The organism is Paracoccus zhejiangensis (genome assembly GCF_002847445.1).
GTDB lineage: Bacteria > Pseudomonadota > Alphaproteobacteria > Rhodobacterales > Rhodobacteraceae > Paracoccus > Paracoccus zhejiangensis.
On record NZ_CP025430.1, the window covers coordinates 761,656 to 778,708 of the forward strand.

17 protein-coding genes are annotated in these 17,053 nt (G+C 67.0%); 8 read left to right on the forward strand and 9 right to left on the reverse strand.

Annotation, left to right across the window (positions count from 1 at the left end; translation table 11 throughout):
- Together CX676_RS03855 and CX676_RS03860 are read left to right on the forward strand one after the other, a co-directional pair.
- Complete coding sequence (locus CX676_RS03855) at positions 1 to 447, forward strand: F0F1 ATP synthase subunit epsilon (protein WP_101751444.1); 447 nt, start codon at positions 1 to 3, stop codon at positions 445 to 447.
- 260 nt (positions 448 to 707) lie between these two features.
- Positions 708 to 1,058 carry an H-type lectin domain-containing protein gene (locus CX676_RS03860; protein ID WP_101751445.1) on the forward strand — a complete coding sequence of 117 codons (351 nt, stop codon included), beginning with the start codon at positions 708 to 710 and terminating at the stop codon, positions 1,056 to 1,058.
- Positions 1,059 to 1,067: 9 nt separating this feature from the next.
- Here the strand turns inward: CX676_RS03860 and CX676_RS03865 are convergent, their stop codons facing one another.
- On the reverse strand, positions 1,068 to 1,856 hold the full coding sequence (locus CX676_RS03865; RefSeq protein WP_232816577.1) for an alpha/beta fold hydrolase: 789 nt from the start codon (positions 1,854 to 1,856) through the stop codon (positions 1,068 to 1,070).
- Positions 1,853 to 2,449, reverse strand: coding sequence for a 2-hydroxychromene-2-carboxylate isomerase (locus tag CX676_RS03870; protein WP_101751446.1), 597 nt, complete (start codon positions 2,447 to 2,449; stop codon positions 1,853 to 1,855). Before CX676_RS03870 ends, CX676_RS03865 begins: the two co-directional genes overlap by 4 nt.
- 85 nt (positions 2,450 to 2,534) lie before the next feature.
- Here CX676_RS03870 and CX676_RS03875 point away from each other — a divergent pair, with 85 nt between their 5' ends.
- Positions 2,535 to 3,560: a ribose-phosphate pyrophosphokinase gene (locus CX676_RS03875; protein ID WP_101751447.1), complete on the forward strand. Its 1,026-nt coding sequence runs from the start codon at positions 2,535 to 2,537 to the stop codon at positions 3,558 to 3,560.
- Between the two features lie 3 nt (positions 3,561 to 3,563).
- On the opposite strand, the gene CX676_RS03880 is transcribed toward CX676_RS03875, so the two are convergent.
- The 3 genes from CX676_RS03880 to CX676_RS03890 all read right to left on the reverse strand — a co-directional run bounded on the left by CX676_RS03880 (position 3,564) and on the right by CX676_RS03890 (position 6,234).
- Positions 3,564 to 4,151: a hypothetical protein gene (locus CX676_RS03880; RefSeq protein WP_101751448.1), complete on the reverse strand. Its 588-nt coding sequence runs from the start codon at positions 4,149 to 4,151 to the stop codon at positions 3,564 to 3,566.
- A 56-nt stretch (positions 4,152 to 4,207) separates the two neighbouring features.
- On the reverse strand, positions 4,208 to 4,765 hold the full coding sequence (locus CX676_RS03885; protein WP_101751449.1) for a GNAT family N-acetyltransferase: 558 nt from the start codon (positions 4,763 to 4,765) through the stop codon (positions 4,208 to 4,210).
- Between the two features lie 149 nt (positions 4,766 to 4,914).
- Entirely contained in the window at positions 4,915 to 6,234 is a 1,320-nt protein-coding gene (locus tag CX676_RS03890) for a serine hydroxymethyltransferase (protein WP_101751450.1), read from the reverse strand.
- A gap of 99 nt (positions 6,235 to 6,333) precedes the next feature.
- On the opposite strand from CX676_RS03890, the gene CX676_RS03895 reads away from it, so the two are divergent.
- Positions 6,334 to 7,212, forward strand: a complete 879-nt coding sequence (locus CX676_RS03895; protein WP_101751451.1) for a LysR family transcriptional regulator — start codon at positions 6,334 to 6,336, stop codon at positions 7,210 to 7,212.
- A 9-nt stretch (positions 7,213 to 7,221) separates the two neighbouring features.
- On the opposite strand, the gene purD is transcribed toward CX676_RS03895, so the two are convergent.
- Positions 7,222 to 8,487 carry a phosphoribosylamine--glycine ligase gene (gene purD / locus CX676_RS03900; RefSeq protein ID WP_101751452.1) on the reverse strand — a complete coding sequence of 422 codons (1,266 nt, stop codon included), beginning with the start codon at positions 8,485 to 8,487 and terminating at the stop codon, positions 7,222 to 7,224.
- A gap of 62 nt (positions 8,488 to 8,549) precedes the next feature.
- Between purD and xseA the strand changes: the two genes are divergently transcribed.
- Positions 8,550 to 10,103 carry an exodeoxyribonuclease VII large subunit gene (gene xseA, locus CX676_RS03905; protein ID WP_101751453.1) on the forward strand — a complete coding sequence of 518 codons (1,554 nt, stop codon included), beginning with the start codon at positions 8,550 to 8,552 and terminating at the stop codon, positions 10,101 to 10,103.
- Positions 10,104 to 10,158: 55 nt separating this feature from the next.
- Here the strand turns inward: xseA and CX676_RS03910 are convergent, their stop codons facing one another.
- Entirely contained in the window at positions 10,159 to 11,349 is a 1,191-nt protein-coding gene (locus CX676_RS03910) for an MFS transporter (protein ID WP_101751454.1), read from the reverse strand.
- Between the two features lie 72 nt (positions 11,350 to 11,421).
- Entirely contained in the window at positions 11,422 to 12,066 is a 645-nt protein-coding gene (locus CX676_RS03915) for a bifunctional 4-hydroxy-2-oxoglutarate aldolase/2-dehydro-3-deoxy-phosphogluconate aldolase (RefSeq protein ID WP_101751455.1), read from the reverse strand.
- A 238-nt stretch (positions 12,067 to 12,304) separates the two neighbouring features.
- Here CX676_RS03915 and CX676_RS03920 point away from each other — a divergent pair, with 238 nt between their 5' ends.
- From CX676_RS03920 to tsf, 3 genes are all read left to right on the forward strand, one after another.
- Entirely contained in the window at positions 12,305 to 13,861 is a 1,557-nt protein-coding gene (locus CX676_RS03920) for a trimethylamine methyltransferase family protein (protein WP_101751456.1), read from the forward strand.
- Between the two features lie 221 nt (positions 13,862 to 14,082).
- Entirely contained in the window at positions 14,083 to 14,880 is a 798-nt protein-coding gene (rpsB, locus tag CX676_RS03925; protein ID WP_101751457.1) for a 30S ribosomal protein S2, read from the forward strand.
- A gap of 113 nt (positions 14,881 to 14,993) precedes the next feature.
- On the forward strand, positions 14,994 to 15,905 hold the full coding sequence (tsf, locus tag CX676_RS03930; RefSeq protein WP_101751458.1) for a translation elongation factor Ts: 912 nt from the start codon (positions 14,994 to 14,996) through the stop codon (positions 15,903 to 15,905).
- A 274-nt stretch (positions 15,906 to 16,179) separates the two neighbouring features.
- Here tsf and CX676_RS03935 read toward each other — a convergent pair whose 3' ends face one another.
- On the reverse strand, positions 16,180 to 16,950 hold the full coding sequence (locus CX676_RS03935; RefSeq protein ID WP_101751459.1) for a helix-turn-helix transcriptional regulator: 771 nt from the start codon (positions 16,948 to 16,950) through the stop codon (positions 16,180 to 16,182).
- Positions 16,951 to 17,053: the final 103 nt, after the last annotated feature.

Sequence of the window (17,053 nt, forward strand, 5' to 3'; positions counted from 1 at the left end):
ATGGCCGATAACATGCAGTTCGACCTCGTCTCGCCCGAACGGAGCCTCGTCTCCGTTCCGGTGCGCGAGGTGCGCCTGCCGGGCACGGATGGCGATCTGACCGTCATGCCCGGCCATGCGCCCGTCATCGTCAACCTGCGCCCCGGCATGGTGGTGGTGGTTGACGAAAGCGGCACCGAGACCGAGTTCGCCGTCACCGGCGGCTTTGCCGAGATCAACAACACCTCCGTCTCGCTGCTGGCCGAACGCGGCCATGCGCGGGCCGAGATGACCCAGGACATCTTCAACGAGATGATGGCCGAGGCGCATCGCCGGCGGAAAGTGGTCGAGGAAAAGCACACGGCCGGCGAGGAAGTCGTCGCCGCCGCGGTGAAGCTTCTGGCGGATATGGAGGCCATGGGCACCCATATCGGCCTCGACCCGAACCAGGCGAATTTCCCGCGCTGATTGGCTGCGGGCTTTAGATAACGAAAACCCCGGCCGAAAGGTCCGGGGTTTTTTCTTGGGCGCTTGTGCTTGGTCAACAGCGCTTGCTGTCGCTTTTCCAAGCCTTCCTGCCAGAACATCTGCAGACATATCAGCTTATTCATGCCGCCGTTCGAAACAGCTTGAGTTATATTTTCGGACAGGCCGGCTTCTGCGCGGTGGACAATCCTCCGTCCAAGGATTTAGCCTGATTTACAGATTGTTAACCGATATCATATGTCATGCTGAAAATTGACGGTTCTGCGGTCGGCGTGGTCAAGGGAACGGCCCTTGTCTTCTCGGCGTTTGAAAACAATGGCGAAATGTGGACCGGGCAGGGGCCGCGGGTCGCCAGCCATACGGTGACCTTCGACGAGGCCTTTCTGTCCGAGCCGGTGGTGCATGTCAGCATCAACATGTGGGACATGGGGTCATCGCAGAACGCGCGGGCCGATATTTCCACCGAGGAGGTCTCGGCCCACGGTTTCCGCATCGTCTTCCGCACCTGGGGCGATACCCGCGTGGCGCGCATCCGGGCCGACTGGATGGCCATCGGCCCGGTGCGTCATGGCGATGATTTCGTCGGCATCTAGGCCCGGGATCTAGGCCCGGTCGAGATTGACCCCGATCAGTCCGGCCACCTGCGCGGGATGGGTAATGGGCAGCATATGCCCGGCCCCCGGCACGGTGGCCCTGCCGACATCGGGCAGGCGCTCGGCCAGCGCCTCGGCGATGGCGCTGATCACCGGGGGCGATTCCGCGCCCGAGATCAGCAGCACCGGCGCATCGATCCCCTCCAGCCCGCCATCCCGAAGGATATTCGCCTTGTCCTCCATCAGCGTGTCATTGGTCTCTGCCACCAGCCGCACCTGGTCGGCCATCTGGTCCTGAAAGACCGGCGGCAGGCTGTCAAAGGGCTGGTCGCCCCAGATCGACAGGAAGGCCCGCGCGGCCTCGTGGTCGCGCCCCTCGGCCAGAAGCGCCTTCAGCGCCTCGCCCAGCTCCGCATCGACCCCGGCGTGATCCCGCGCGGCGGCGAACAGCACCGGCTCGATCAGCGTCAGGCTGCGCACCGCCTCGGGCGCGCCGACGGCAAGGCGCAGGGCGACGGTAGCACCGAAGCTGTGGCCGATCAGGTCCAGCGGCCGGTCGATCATTCCCGCCGCGATCCGGGTGACCGCCGTGTGGTAATCGGGATCGCCCGGCGCAGGGGACCAGGGCGCGGACCGGCCATGCCCCGGCAGGTCGAACCCCTTGAGGTCGATCCGCCCGCCCAGGTCCTGCGCGATCGGGCCCCAGTAACGGCCATTGCCCATCATGCAATGCAGCGCCAGCGCCGGCCGGTCGGGATCGCCCGGCCATTCGCGCAGGTGAATCTCCGGCAGGCTCACAGGCTGGCCAGATGCCGCTCGAGGAAGTCCAGGCGGTCCTGCCCCCAGAACCGCTGCCCGCTTTCCCGCACCACGTAGAAGGGTGCGCCAAAAGCCCCGGCCTCGACCGCCTGTTCCAGGTTGCGGCCATAGGTCTCGGCCCCGATGAACAGCCCCTTGTCGGCCAGCGCCGGGTCAAATCCCGAAGCCGCCAGGATCTCGCGGATCACCGCATCATCGCTGATGTCACGCTGTTCCGCCCAGACCGCGCGTAGGAAGCCCTGCACCAGCCCGCCGACATCGCCGCCGGCGTCTTGCGCCGCGATCACCGCATAGGACGAGGGCGCCATGTTCACCGGCCAATGCGCCGGCTTCAGGTTGAAGGGAACGCCCAGATAGTCAGACCAGCGGGTCAGTTCCTGCGCCCGCATCTCCATCCGCGAGGGGTGGCGGTCGGCGGGCTTGGTGCCGCCGGTGCGGTCGAACAGTTGCATCAGGTCGACGGGCTTGTAGGTGATCGTGGCGCCATGCCTGCCGGCCACTTCCTCCAGCCGGTTGCCGGCGAGATAGCACCAGGGGCTGATGGTGCCGAGGTAATAGTCGATATGTGCCATGATCTGCTCCGTTTGGTTTGCGGGCAAGCTAGCCGGGTGATAAGCCCTGCGCAATCGCGCGAATCCCGAGAAAAGGCCCATCCCGATGCCCGCCATGACCGAACCCAAGCTGATTTCCGGCAATGCCAACAAGCCGCTGGCCAGCTCCATCGCCCGGCGGATGTCGATGCATCGCGGCATGAATGTCAGCCTCGTCGATGCGCGGGTGGAACGCTTCAACGACCAGGAAATCTTCGTCGAGGTGTTCGAGAATGTCCGCGGCGAGGACATGTATATCATTCAGCCGACCTCGAACCCGGCGAATGACAACCTGATGGAACTCTTGATCATGACCGACGCGCTGAAGCGCAGCTCGGCCGCAAGGATCACCGCCGTCATTCCCTATTTCGGCTATGCCCGCCAGGACCGCCGCGCCAAGGCCCGCACGCCGATCACCGCCAAGCTCGTCGCGAACATGCTGACCGAGGCGGGCGTTGACCGGGTGCTGACGCTGGACCTGCACGCCGCGCAGATCCAGGGCTTCTTCGACATCCCGGTCGACAACCTTTACGCCGCGCCGGTCTTTGCGCTGGATATCCAGCATCACTTCAAGGGCAAGATGGACAACCTGATGGTGGTCTCGCCCGATGTCGGCGGCGTGGCCCGGGCGCGCGAACTGGCGCAGCGCATCGGCGCGCCGCTGTCGATCGTCGACAAGCGCCGCGAGAAGGCCGGTGAAGTGGCCGAGATGACGGTGATCGGCGATGTGAAGGGCAAGGCCTGCATCATCGTCGACGACATCTGCGACACCGCCGGCACGCTGGTGAAGGCGGCGCAGGTGCTGACCGACAATGGCGCGACCGAGGTCCATGCCTATATCACCCACGGCGTCCTCTCGGGTCCGGCGGTCGAGCGGATCGGCAATTCGGTGATGAAATCGCTGGTCGTCACCGACTCGATCCAGGCCTCGGACGAAGTGAAGGCCGCGCGCAATATCCGCATCGTCCCGACCGCGCCGATGTTTGCCCAAGCCATCCTGAACATCTGGAACGGCACCTCGGTCTCGAGCCTGTTCGAGACCGACACGCTCGGCCCGATCTATGAAGGCCTCTACACCGCCGGCGGCGCCTGAGCCTCAGCGGAACTGATCGGGCGATTTCCAGCAGTTTTCCGGCTCGAAATCCCCCGAGACGGTGAAGTCGCGGCAGGTGAAAACCAGGTAATTGTGCCGGCCGACCAGCCATGAACTCGCGGCGACCAGCACCGCCACCAGCACCAGCCCGCGCGACAGGCGCGGATTGCGCACCTGCGTCGCCTCGGGCATCGTCACGCGCATCATGATATGGATGATCAGCGGCAAGGCCAGCAGCGCGGTCGCGAGCGACAGCAGGATGCTCAGCCCGCGCGTCACCGGCACCGGGATGGCATCGGCCAGAACCTCGGCCAGCACCCAGAGAAGTGGCAGCAGCAGCACCAGCCGCTCGGGCCACGACAGGTAGGGCCGCCCGACCGTGTTCCGCCCGACATAAAGCCCGGCCCCCAGCGCCACCAGCGACACCACCACCATCTGCATCAGGCTGTCATAGAAGACCGTGCCATAGGCGCCGAAGTCGAAGGCCATCGGCCAGACCGCCAGCGCGATCAGGATGGCCGAGATGAAGAACTGATTGGCCTGCTTCAGATTGTGGCTGGCCTCGGGACTGGGCGGCGTCTGGTCGGTCATGATCGGCTCCGGCTTGGGGCTGTCATCCCCAGTCAAGCGCAGCCATCTGGCGAGGGTCAAGCCTCCTCGGTCGCGCCCGCTTCCTGCCGTGCAGGCAAGGTGATGACCGCCTCGATCACCTGACCCTTGAACTGCGTCCTCGCCCCCAACTCCTTCATCAGCGCCGCCATGGCGGTGTTGCGCGGCAGGTAATCCAGCACCACCCGCGCCATCCCCAGCCGCCTTGCCGCCAGCATCGCCGCGACGACCAGCAGCCGGCCCAGCCCGTCATGGCGAAAGCGCGGCTCGACCGAGACGGCGATCTCGGCGTCGCCGTCGCCCATCGGCACCAGTTCGGCCACCCCGCGCAGCTCGCCGCCGATGAAGGTGCCGAAGACATAGGCGCCGTGCCAGTCGATCCGGTTCACATAGCCATTGATCGCGGATTCGCTCATCCCGCCGTGAAAGCGGGCGCGGCGATCCTCGGGCGAGAGGCGCAGCAGATGCGCGGCCAGCAGCGGCGCATCCGGGCGGTTCAGCCCGCGCAGCCGGAACCGGGCCGGATGCCGCGCCAGCAGACCCATGCCGCTTTGCGGCCCGTCCCGATGTTCTGCTCTCAGTCGCAGCGGCAGCATCCGCAGATCCTCGTGTCGCGCCGCGCAACAAAAGGACGCGGCCCCCGGAATCTGGGGGCCGCGCCGGAACAGTCAATCGTGACGCGGCGAAACGACGCGGCGCGGGGGACGAGCATCGCAGCCTGCCCGGTTTCCGGGCAGGTGCTATTTCAGGCGTGGATGAAGTGCATCTGGTTGAACCCCTGCCGCCACTCTGCCACCTCACCGGCCAGCGTCTCGGGGGTGCGGCTTGCCAGCGCACGGGCGATCAGGTCGGCCAGCCGGTCCATATCGGCGACCGTCATCCCCCAGCGCACCAGTTCCGGCGTGCCAAGGCGCAGCCCGTTCACATCGCCCGCCACCGGCGCGATCGGCAGGCCGATGCCGCAGCTGAGGAACCCCGCCCGCTCCAGATGCCGCGCCGCCGCCTGGCCGCCACCGAAATCCGCCGCCTCCAACGCGAATTGATGCGAGGCGGTAAAGCCCTGCCGCGTGCGGAAGACCGGCAAGCCGCGTTTCGCCAGCCCTTCGGCCAGCGCCAGCGCCGTCGCCGCCATGGCTTGGGCGTAAGCCGCACCAAAGTCGCGCCAGTCCAGGAGCCCCACCGCCAGCGCCGCCGATTTCGCCACGTCGAAATTCGCCGTCAGACCGGGGAAGGCGATGGCCTCCAGCCGTTCGGCCAGCGCATCGTCATTCGTGACGATCAGCCCGCCGGCCGGCCCGCCAAGGCTCTTATAGGTGCTCATGGTCATCAGATGCGCCCCCTCGGCCAGGGGATCGGCAAAGACCCCGCCGGCGATCATGCCGCATTGATGCGCGGCATCGAACAGCACCAGCGCCCCCACCTCATCCGCAATCGCCCGGATCTCGCGCACCGGATGCGGAAAGAGGTTCAGGCTCATGCCGATGGTGATCAGCTTGGGACGCACCTCATGGGCCAGCTTGCGCAGGGCGTCGAGATCGACGGTATAGCCATCGGCATCGACCGGCGCGGGATGGGTGATAAGGCCATACATCCCGGCACAGCCGCCCTTGTGATGGGTGACATGGCCGCCGACGCTGGCCGGTGGCGCGATGATCGCATCGCCCGGCTTGGTGGTGGCGATGAAGGCGTAAAGGTTGGCCAGCGCGCCCGAGGCCACGCGGATCTCGGCATGTTTCGCCCGGAACACCTCGCAGGCCAGATCGGCGGCGATCACCTCGATCTCTTCGATCGCCTGCAGCCCCATCTCGTATTTGTCCCCCGGATAGCCGAGCGACGGGCGGGACCCGAGACCGCTGGCCAGCAAGGCCTCGGCGCGCGGGTTCATCACGTTGGTGGCCGGGTTCAGGTTGAAGGCCCGGTCCTCGTGAATGGCGCGGTTCTCCTCGGCCAACGCCTCGATCCGGGCTGTGACGGTGGCGGCATCCTGACCCCGGACCGGGGCGATGGTGTCGATGCGGGTGGCGGCGGCTGCGGGCAGCCAGGGGCGGGTCTGATGGGCGGTCATGTGCGTGTCTCCTTGCTGATGGGTCAAGGATCGGTGGAAAGGGGCTTTTCCACAAATCAGATTTCAGAAATACTAGGGTCAGAAAATCTGAGGCATCCCATGGCCGTCCTGCCGCCCTTTCCGCGCCTGCCCTCGCTGAATGCGCTCCGCGCCTTCGAGGCCGCCGCGCGTCTCGGGGGCTTCGCGCCCGCCGCCGAGGAATTGCGCGTCACCCCCGGCGCCATCACCGCCCAGATCAAGGCGCTGGAGGATGAACTGGGCGCGGCCCTCTTCGAACGCCATGCGCGCGGCGTGCGCCTGACCGCTTTGGGGCAACGGGCGCTGCCGGGCTTTGTCGGGGCCTTCGACGCGCTCGGGCTAGCCATGCGCGAGCTGCGACGCGAGGCCGCACCGCGTCGCGCCCATATCGCCGCGCTGCCGGCGGTGGCGCAGCTGTGGCTGGCGCCGCGCCTGCCGGCCCTGCGTCAGGCGCTGCCCGAGGCCGATATTTCCGTCACCGCGATGGAGCTGCCGCCGAACCTCAAGCGCGTGCCCTTCGACCTGTGTCTCTTCTACGCCGAGACAGCGCCGCCGGGTTCGGTGTGGCTGGCGGCGGACGAGATCTTGCCGGTCTGCGCGCCGGAACTGGCAAACTCGCTGAAATCGCCCGAGGATCTGCGGCAGGTCGCCTGCCTCACTGACAGCGCATGGGCCGAGGATTGGGCGATCTGGTCGGCGGCAGCGATGCCGGGGGTGGATTTCGCGCCGCGCGGCCCGGTCTTCTCGCTCTATGCGCTGGCCGTGGCCGAGGCGCTGAACGGGGCGGGGGTGCTGATGGCGCATCGGGCTCTGGTCGCCCCGCATCTCGCCTCGGGCGCGCTAGTCGCGCCCTTCGACCGCGCGGTGCGGCTGCCGCGAAACCTCTATGGCTGGATGCTGCAACCCGCCGCGAACCGCGATCTGGCGGCGATCCTGCAGCGGCTGGTGGCGCTGGCCTGACCGCTCGGATCAGGCGCGCCCGAGCGCCCGCCAGCCGATATCGCGGCGACAGAAGCCTTCGGGCCAGTCCACCGCATCCGCCAGCGCATAGGCCCGCGCATGGGCTTCTTGCAAGGTCTCGCCCCGTCCGGTCGCCGCCAGAACCCGGCCGCCATTGGCCAGCGTCCTGCCGTCGCGCTCGACGGTTCCGGCGTGGAAGACCATCTCGAAACTGCTTTCAGGAAGCCTGTCCAGCCCGTTGATCTCGCTGCCTTTCACATAGTCACCGGGGTAGCCCTCGGCGGCCAGGACCACGGTCAGCGCGTGATCCTCGGCCCAGTTGACGGTCATCTCCTTCAGCCGCCCCTCGGCACAGGCATGGATCAGGTCCAGCGCCTGCGCCCCCAGCCGCATCATCAGCGCCTGACATTCCGGGTCGCCGAAGCGGACATTGTATTCCACCAGCCGCGCCCGGCCTTTCTCGATCATCAGCCCGGCAAACAGCACGCCCTGAAACGGCATGCCCTGCCGCGCCATTTCGGCCATGGTCGGGCGGATGATCTGATCCATCACCTGCGCCTCGACCGCAGACGTCATGACCGGGGCGGGACTATAGGCGCCCATGCCGCCGGTATTCGGGCCGGTATCGCCTTCGCCGACGCGCTTGTGGTCCTGCGCCGTGCCGATGGGCAGGCAATCCACGCCGTCGCAGAGGACGAAGAAACTGGCCTCCTCGCCCCCCATGAATTCCTCGATGACCACCGAGGTATCGCCGAATTCTCCGTTGAAGATCAGGTCGATGGCCTCATGCGCCTGCTCGACGGTCTCGGCCACGGTAACGCCCTTGCCGGCCGCCAGCCCATCGGCCTTGACCACGATCGGCGCGCCCTGCGCGGTGACGTAATCCCGCGCGGACTGACCATCGGTGAACTGCGCCCAGGCCGCCGTCGGGGCGCCTGCGGCATCGCAGATTTCCTTGGTGAAGCTCTTGCTCGATTCCAGTTGCGCCGCCGCCTGACTGGGGCCGAAGACCAGAAACCCGGCCTCGCGCAGCGCATCCGACACCCCGGCGGCCAGCGGCGCCTCGGGCCCGACGACGACCAGGTGGACGGCATTTTCCTGTGCCAGTTCAAGAACCTCGGCGCGCGAGTTCGGGTTGATCCCGGCGCATTCCGCGATCGCGGCGATGCCGGCATTTCCGGGCGCCACGATCAGCCGGTCGCATTTCGGGTTCTGCCGGATCGCCCAGGCCAGCGCATGTTCGCGCCCGCCGCCGCCGAGGATCAGGATGTTCATCTGCCGCCCTTTCGCATCGAGTTGCGGCGTTCTAGTCTGGCCCGCGAAGGGGAACAAGACGCATGGACTTGCTGGAAGACGAACCGGGCAGCAATGCCCATGAATTCACCGTCTCGGAAATCTCGGGCGCGGTGAAACGCTCGATCGAGGATCAGTTCGGCCGCGTCCGCGTGAGGGGCGAGATCGGGCGCGTGTCGCGCCCGTCTTCGGGGCATCTCTATTTCGACCTCAAGGATGACCGTTCGGTGCTGGCCGCGATCACCTGGAAGGGGCAGGCGGCCAAGCTGAGCCATCGCCCCGAGGAGGGGATGGAGGTCATCGCCACGGGCCGGCTGACCACATTCCCCGGCCAGTCGAAATACCAGATGATCGTCGACCAGATCGAGCCGGCCGGGGCCGGCGCGCTGATGGCGATGCTGGAGAAACGCCGCAAGGCGCTCGCCGCCGAGGGGCTGTTCGACGAGACCCGCAAGCGCCCGCTGCCCTTCCTGCCGCACGTCATCGGCGTGGTCACCTCGCCCTCGGGCGCGGTGATCCGCGACATCCTGCACCGGCTGCGCGACCGCTTTCCGACGCGGGTGCTGATCTGGCCGGTGGCAGTGCAGGGCGAGGGCTGCGCGCCGCAGGTCGCCGCCGCCATCCGGGGTTTCAACGCGCTGCCCGAGACCGGCCCGATCCCGCGCCCGGACCTGCTGATCGTGGCGCGGGGTGGCGGCAGTCTCGAGGATCTCTGGGGCTTCAACGAAGAGATCGTGGTGCGGGCGGCGGCGGACAGCGCCATCCCGCTGATCTCGGCGGTGGGGCACGAGACCGACACCACGCTGATCGATTTCGCCGCCGACCGCCGCGCGCCAACGCCCACGGCGGCGGCCGAGATGGCGGTGCCGGTGCGCGCGGATCTGGCCGCGCGTCTGGCCGAGGCCGGTGCCCGCATGACCCGCGCCAGCGCCCTGCGCATCGACCGCCCGCGCCAGCGGCTGCGCGATCTGGCGCGCGTGCTGGGCCGTCCGGCCTCGCTGACCGAACCGGCGCGCCAGCGCTTCGATCTCTGGGGCGCGCGGCTGGAACCGGCCTTGCGCGGGCTGGTGCGCACGAGGCGCCAGCAGCTGCAATCGCGCCCGATGCCCGCCGCGACCCTGCGCGGCTTCACCGCCGCCAAGCGCCACGGGCTGGATCGTCTGGCCACCCGCCTCGAGACCGCCAGCAGTCGCAGACTGGAACGACGGCGCGACCGGATGGAGAATTTCGGTCACCGGCTCGATGCTTCGCTGGCCCGGGTCACGGCGACAACCCGCCGGGCCATCCTCACGCAGGGCGAGCGGCTGGCCGATCTGACGCGACGCCTCGATGCGGCCCCGAAGCGTGGCATCCAGCAGCGGCGCGAGGCGCTGCTGCGGCTTGACCGGACGCGGCTGACGCTTGGCTATACCGAGACGCTGAAGCGCGGCTTTGCCGTGGTCCATGGCCCGAACGGGCTGATCACCTCGGCCGAGGTGGCGGCGCAGACCCCGCGTTTCGAGATCGAATTCGCCGATGGCCGCACGCCTGCGCGCCCCGACACACCACCGAAAGCGCCGAAATCCGCACCGACACCACAGCAGAAATCGCTGTTCTGACCATCATCTTGGCCGAAATATCCCGCGGGGTCCGGGGGCGCGCAGCCCCCGGCGCTCAGATCGCCCGGCCGCGCCGCGCCAGCCAGATCAGCGCCGCGCCGGCCAGTGCGAGGAAGGGGATCATGGCGAGGTTCACCGCCGCCCAGCCCGCCTCGGGCGAGCCGCCCGAGCAGTTCATCAGCCCGCCCGACGACAGCGAGGCGAGAAACACCCCGCCCATGACGAAGAAGTCGTTCACCCCCTGCACCCGGCCGCGCTCGGCCGGGCTATGTGCGGCGGTCAGCATGGCTGTGGCGCCGATATAGCCGAAGTTCCAGCCGATCCCCAGAAGGATCAGTGTGCCGAAGAAATGCGTCAGCTGGACGCCCGAGATGCCGACGATCCCGGCTGCGGCGAGGATGGCAAGGCCGATGGCGACGATCCGCGGCGCGCCGAAGCGGTTGATCAGCGTGCCGGTGAAGAAGCTTGGCGCATACATCGCCAGCACATGGGCGCTGACGATATCGGCGGCATTCGAGGGCTGGAAGCCGCAACCGACCACGGCCAGCGGCGTCGAGGTCATGACGAGGTTCATCAGCGCATAGGCGACCATGGCGCAGATCATCGACACCACAACGACCGGCGAGCGTAGGATCTCGCCCAGGGGCCGGCCCTGCGGCGCGTCAGCCGCAGGGGCTGGCGGGCGGGGGATGTCGAGGAAGGAGAAGAGGATCGGCCCCAGAAGGTTCAGCCCGACCACCGCCGCATAGCTGGCGAGGAAGGGCACCGCCGTCAGGTCATTGGTGGCGCGGACCAGCGCCGGCCCGATGATCGCGCCGGCCAGACCGCCAGCCATCACCCAACTGATCGCACGCGGCGCGAAGGCGGGCGAGGCGGTATCGGTCGCGGCGAAGCGGTAGAAGCCCTGGGCCGACATGTAGACCCCGGTCAGCACCGCGCCCGACATGAAGATCCAGAACGAGCCGAGCCACAGCCCCGTCGCCTGGATCATCGCGCCGATGGCGCCCGCGACCACCGCAAGGATGAAGCCCGCGCGGCGCCCGTGCCGCTGCATGAACCCGGCCAGCGGCCGTGCGGTCAGGGCCGAGCCGAGGATGATCATCGAGATCGGCAGGGTGGCGATGCAGGGATTGGGTGCCAGCATCTGCCCGGCCAGCCCGCCGATGATGAAATTCACCGGCAGCTGCGCGCCCAGCACCGCCTGCGCCGCCACCAGCACCGCAACATTGCGATGGGCTCTGTCCATGCGAGAGAAACCTTTTCAGCGGGTTATCTCGCGGGACCATGCCCCGTTTCGGGACCGGCGTAAACCGGGGTTTCAGTTTTGCCGCAGGGCCGCGGCGGCGCGTGAACGACCCTCGATGGCGTCCCAATTGCCGGCGCTGACATCGGCATCGGTGACGATCCAGCTGCCGCCGACGCAGATCACGTTGGGCAGGCTCAGGTAGCTTTGCGCGTTCTGGGGCGAGACGCCGCCGGTCGGGCAGAACTTGGCGCGGGGCAGGGGACCCGACAGCGATTTCAGCGCCGGGGCGCCGCCGACCGACTCGGCGGGGAAGAATTTCAGCATGTCATAACCCGCATCCAGCGCCCGCATGATCTCGGAAGCCGTCGCGCAGCCGGGCAGAAGCGGCAGGCCGATCTCGCTGCAGGCATCGATCAGCCGGTCGGTCAGGCCGGGCGAGACGGCGAAGGTCGCGCCGGCATCCTGCGCGCGTTTGGCGTCATCGGGGGTCAGCACGGTGCCGGCACCGACATGGCCGCCTTCGACCTTGCTCATGGCGCGGATGGCGTCCAGCGCGGCCTCGGTCCGCAGCGTGATCTCCAGAACCGGCGTGCCGCCCGTCACCAGCGCCCGCGCCAGATCGGCGGCGCTGGCCGCATCCTTGATGACGATGACCGGGATCACCGGGGCCAGTTCACACAGCGCGCGGGATTTCTGCGATTGCTCTTGCGGGGTCATGGCAGCACCTTTCCGGATGGGTTCGGCCCGCAAATTGCGCCTCTCGGCCTAGGGATGCAAGGGCTGGGGCGCGAAAACTGTGACCGCTAACATGGATGCTGGCAGATGGGTCACAGGGGGGAGGTTGGTCCAGTCCGTCGCGGCAATGTCGCTTTGCGCCATCCATCTGACGCAAATGCGCGGCTGACCCCTCGCCGGGCGACATAGGAGAGGGCCAAGACAGACAGGAGATCCGAGCATGGATGACGCAACCGAACGCACAGCAAGGGCCGGTGGCCGCAGAAGCGGGGGCGGCGCGACGCGCCGGGCCGAGCGCACCGCCACCCATATCGAATTCTCGCGCTTCATCACCCGCAACATCCCCAATCTCGAGATCCTGAACGACGAGGCGATGGAGATCATCGAGGCCAATGCCGAGACGGTCCTTCAGGAGATCGGGGTCAATTTCGTCGACAATCCCGGTGCGCTGCGGCTGTGGAAAGAGGCCGGGGCCGATGTCGATGGCGAGCGTGTGCGCATTCCGAAGGGCCTGGCGCGTCAGCTGTGCAAGACCGCGCCCTCGCAATTCACCCAGCACGCCCGCAACCCCGACCGCAATGTCGAGATCGGCGGCAAGAACCTGGTCCTCGCCCCGGTCTATGGCCCGCCCTTCGTGCGCGATCAGGCCGGTGGCCGGCGCTATGCCACCATCGCCGACTTCCGCAATTTCGTGAAGCTGGGCCAGATGTCGAAATGGCTGCACCATTCCGGCGGCACCGTTTGCGAACCGACCGACGTGCCGGTGAACAAGCGCCACCTGGACATGCTGCACGCGCATATGACGCTGTCGGACAAGCCATACATGGGCTCGGTCACCGAAGCCTCGCGGGCGGCGGATTCGGTCGAGATGTCGAAGATCCTGTTCGGCGATGACTTCGTCGACCAGAACACGGTGATGACCAGCCTCATCAACATCAACTCGCCGCTGACCTTCGACGGGATCATGATGGGCGCGCTGGAGGTCTATGCCAAGGCCAACCAGGCGGCGATCATCAGCCCGTTCATCGTTGGCGGTGCCATGGCCCCGGTCAGCGTCGCGGGCACGCTGACGCAGGTTCTGGCCGAGGTGCTGGCGGGCGTGGCCTATAGCCAGCTGGTGCGCAAGGGCGCGCCGGTGATCTTTGGCGCCTTCGTCACCTCGATCGACATGAACTCGGGTGCGCCCACCTTCGGCACGCCCGAGGCGGCGCAGATCACCCTTGGCGCGGGGCAACTGGCGCGGCGCCTGGGGCTGCCCTATCGCTCGGCCGGGTCGTTCTGCGGCTCGAAGCTGCCGGATGCGCAGGCGGCTTACGAGACGGCGAACAGCCTGAACATCGGGTTGATGTCGGGAGTGAACTTCATGCTGCACGCCTGCGGCTGGCTCGAGGGCGGGCTGGTCAGCTCCTACGAGAAATTCGTCATGGATGCCGATCAGCTGGGCATCCTGCACCGGCTGGCGGCGGGCGTGGATATCTCCGAGAACGGTCAGGCCATGGGTGCCATCCGCGAGGTCGGCCCGGGCGGTCACTACCTGGGTTCTGCCCATACCCAGGCCAATTTCAAGGAAGCCTTCTGGCGCACCGGGGTTCTGGACTACAAGCCCTACGAGACCTGGGAAGAAGAGGGCGCGCGCGACACTGCGACGCTGGCCGCGCTGAAGGTCAAGAAGATGCTGGGCGAGTACCAGGCCCCGGATCTCGACCCGGCCAAGGCCGAGGCGCTGGCGGATTACGTGGCGCGCAAGAAGGCCGCGGTTCCCGACAGCTTCATGTGAGGTGAGGCGGCGCCGGGGGTGCGTGCGAGCACGCACCCTACGGGTGTGCCGGGGCTGAATTTCCCCACGTTTTTGCGCTTGCATCCGCGCCCGTCCCGGCCTACATGCAGCGCACTTCACAGGCAGAGGCGGGCCAGTGCGGGAGAAATCCGCATGCGGTCCACCGGTTGGGGCATTTGCCCTGAATCCTCTGCCAAGGCGCAAACCGGAAAGGACATGGAATGGCGCTTCCCGAATTCACCATGCGTCAGCTCTTGGAAGCTGGCGTTCACTACGGTCACCAAACCCAGCGGTGGAATCCCCGCATGGGCCAGTATATCTATGGCGACCGCAACGGCATCCACATTCTGGACCTGACCCAGACCGTCCCGATGCTGGACCAGGCGCTGCGGGTCATCCGTGACACCGTTGCCAAGGGCGGCCGCGTGCTGTTCGTCGGCACCAAGCGGCAGGCGCAGAAATCGGTCGCGGAAGCTGCCGAGAAATCGGCGCAGTTCTACATGAACCACCGCTGGCTGGGTGGCACGCTGACCAACTGGAAAACCGTGTCGCAGTCGATCAACCGTCTGAAGGCCATCGACGAGACGATGGAATCGGGCGCCGAGGGCATGACCAAGAAAGAGCGTCTGGGTCTCGAGCGCGAGCAGGCCAAACTGCAGGCCTCGCTTGGCGGGATCCGCGAAATGGGCGGTCTGCCGGACCTGCTGTTCGTCATCGACGTGAACAAGGAAGACCTGGCCATCCTGGAAGCCAAGAAGCTGGGCATCCCGGTCGTCGCCGTGGTCGATACCAACTGCTCGCCCGAAGGCGTGGACTACATCATCCCGGGCAACGATGACGCCGCACGCGCCATCGCGCTCTATACCGACCTGGCCAGCCGCGCTGCCCTGGACGGCATGTCGGTCCAGATGGGCGCCGCCGGCGTCGACCTGGGCGCGCTGACCGAAGCGCCGGTCGAGGATCTGGACGAAGACGAAGCCGCCGTTGCTGCCGAAGCGCAGTCGGCTGCCGACGCCTGATCCGACCGTTGTGCCCCTGCGCCCCCGGGCGCGGGGCCAAGCAACACGACATCTGAATGTCATCAGGCGGGGATATGCCCCGCCTGACGCATTGATCCGAAGGAGATAATGACATGGCTATCACCGCTGCGATGGTGAAAGAGCTGCGCGAGACCACCGGCGCAGGCATGATGGACGCCAAGAAGGCGCTGACCGAAACCGACGGCAACATGGAAGCCGCCATCGACTGGCTGCGCACCAAGGGCCTGGCGAAAGCCGCGAAGAAGGCCGACCGCGTTGCCGCCGAAGGCCTGGTGGGCGTGCAGGTGACCGATGGCCGCGGTGTCGCCATCGAGATCAACTCGGAAACCGACTTTGTCGCCAAGAACGCTGATTTCCAGCAGATCGTGCGCGAGATCAGCGAAGTGGCGCTGGAAACCGCCAATGATGTCGAGGTGCTGCGCGCCACGCATCTGAACGGCAAGCCGGTTTCGGAAGTGCTGACCGACGCCATTGCCCGCATCGGCGAGAACATGACCCTGCGCCGGATGCATGTGCTGGAAGGCGATACCGTCGTCTCCTACGTGCACAACGCCGCCGCCGAGGGCATGGGCAAGATCGGCGTGCTGGTCGCGCTGACCGGTCCGGCCGACAAGGCGCAGGCCATCGGCAAGCAATTCGCCATGCACATCGCCGCGACCAACCCGGTCTCGCTGTCGGAAGCCACCATGGACCCGGCCGCGCTGGAGCGTGAACTGCAGGTGCAGACCGCCAAGGCGCTGGAAGAGAACGCCAGCTCGGCCAAGCCGAAGCCGGAAGCCGTGATCCAGAACAATATCATTCCGGGCCGGATGAAGAAATTCGTCGCCGAGAACACGCTCTTGGGTCAGGCCTTCGTCATCAATCCCGACCTGACGGTCGAGCAGGCCGCGAAAGAGGCCGGCGTCGAGATCACCGGATATGCGCGCGTCATGGTCGGCGACGGCATCGAGAAGAAGGAAGAGGATTTCGCCGCCGAGGTCGCCAAGACCCTCAGCGGGAACTGATCCTTCCGATCGCCTGAACAGGGCAACGCCGGTCCGCAGGGGCCGGCGTTTTTCGTTGGGCTGGCTGATCGGCTGGCTGCCGGCACCGGGGTCCGGTCCGGCCCGCCGACACCGAAATTGCGATGCAGGCGAGCCTTCCTCCGGACGAACCGGACCGCCCAGGCCCGGGGTAATCCGGCCGACGGGCGAGTTCCTGGCACGTCGAAACGCACCACCACTCACGGAACCCTTAAAGTCTGCACCAGACTTGCACACATTGAAACTGTGGCAAACCTTACCCTGAACCGCCCATTTCCACAGGGCGGATGAAGATCTGGTTGCGCTGGTGCGCCTTCAGGATCGCCTGCGCCGTGGTATGGGCATCCAGCGCCTCGCGCGCCAGACGCAGGTGTTTCTCGATCGTGGTCGGCCCGACGCCCAGAATCTCGGCGATCTCGGCGACGGTCTTGCCATAGGCCGCCCATTCCACCACCTCGCGCTGGCGCGGGGTCAACCGCGCCCGGCCCTTGGTCTGGGGCAGGGCGCAGGCGCGCAGGTGGAACACCCCGCTCAGCGCCATGACATCGCGCCCGACCTTCTGCCACAGCGCATCCGCATCTTCCTGATCGGTGCCGTCGCCGGTCGACAGGACGATGGTGCCGGTCACCCGCGCCGACAGGCCAAGAAGGCTGATCATCTGCCCAGCAAAGACCCCGTGCTGGCGCATCAGCGCGATGAGCCGCTGGTTGTCCGGGGTCAGGTAGGGCTCGGCCTCGGGGCTGTCGACCCAGTTGCAGGGCAGCGAGCCCTCGTTCTCGCGCGACCACAGGCCCCAGGGCGACTCGGTCAGGCGCGGGACCGTGCCGTTCAACTCGTCAAGGAATGCCACCGGGAAGGTCGAGCGCCATTCGAGCTCGTCCGTCAGCCACAGCCGCGCCATGTCGGCGAAACGACGGGCGGAGTAGAAGGTATGGGCAAAGCCAAGCTCGCGCATCAGCGTAACGAAATTGTCCCACAGCTCGTCAGCCGAACCGGGTGCGAGTAACTTCTCGATCTCGCGACGCATAGGGGGGTGGGGCCCTGAACCTGAAAAGGAATTACATGCAGGATATGTATGTTATGACCGATTGAATGTCATCAGATTCGCGACGGTCGCGTGACAAAATGCG

Bases quoted from the DNA above. Each gene is read 5' to 3' on its own strand.
- tsf (WP_101751458.1), top strand. From the start codon at position 14,994: ATGGCTATCACCGCTGCGATGGTGAAAGAGCTGCGCGAGACCACCGGC.
- CX676_RS03910 (WP_101751454.1), bottom strand. From the start codon at position 11,349: ATGGACAGAGCCCATCGCAATGTTGCGGTGCTGGTGGCGGCGCAGGCG.
- xseA (WP_101751453.1), top strand. From the start codon at position 8,550: ATGGACTTGCTGGAAGACGAACCGGGCAGCAATGCCCATGAATTCACC.
- purD (WP_101751452.1), bottom strand. From the start codon at position 8,487: ATGAACATCCTGATCCTCGGCGGCGGCGGGCGCGAACATGCGCTGGCC.
- rpsB (WP_101751457.1), top strand. From the start codon at position 14,083: ATGGCGCTTCCCGAATTCACCATGCGTCAGCTCTTGGAAGCTGGCGTT.
- CX676_RS03915 (WP_101751455.1), bottom strand. From the start codon at position 12,066: ATGACCCCGCAAGAGCAATCGCAGAAATCCCGCGCGCTGTGTGAACTG.
- CX676_RS03885 (WP_101751449.1), bottom strand. From the start codon at position 4,765: ATGCTGCCGCTGCGACTGAGAGCAGAACATCGGGACGGGCCGCAAAGC.
- CX676_RS03920 (WP_101751456.1), top strand. From the start codon at position 12,305: ATGGATGACGCAACCGAACGCACAGCAAGGGCCGGTGGCCGCAGAAGC.
- CX676_RS03855 (WP_101751444.1), top strand. From the start codon at position 1: ATGGCCGATAACATGCAGTTCGACCTCGTCTCGCCCGAACGGAGCCTC.
- CX676_RS03890 (WP_101751450.1), bottom strand. From the start codon at position 6,234: ATGACCGCCCATCAGACCCGCCCCTGGCTGCCCGCAGCCGCCGCCACC.
- CX676_RS03870 (WP_101751446.1), bottom strand. From the start codon at position 2,449: ATGGCACATATCGACTATTACCTCGGCACCATCAGCCCCTGGTGCTAT.
- CX676_RS03860 (WP_101751445.1), top strand. From the start codon at position 708: ATGCTGAAAATTGACGGTTCTGCGGTCGGCGTGGTCAAGGGAACGGCC.
- CX676_RS03895 (WP_101751451.1), top strand. From the start codon at position 6,334: ATGGCCGTCCTGCCGCCCTTTCCGCGCCTGCCCTCGCTGAATGCGCTC.
- CX676_RS03875 (WP_101751447.1), top strand. From the start codon at position 2,535: ATGCCCGCCATGACCGAACCCAAGCTGATTTCCGGCAATGCCAACAAG.
- CX676_RS03935 (WP_101751459.1), bottom strand. From the start codon at position 16,950: ATGCGTCGCGAGATCGAGAAGTTACTCGCACCCGGTTCGGCTGACGAG.
- CX676_RS03880 (WP_101751448.1), bottom strand. From the start codon at position 4,151: ATGACCGACCAGACGCCGCCCAGTCCCGAGGCCAGCCACAATCTGAAG.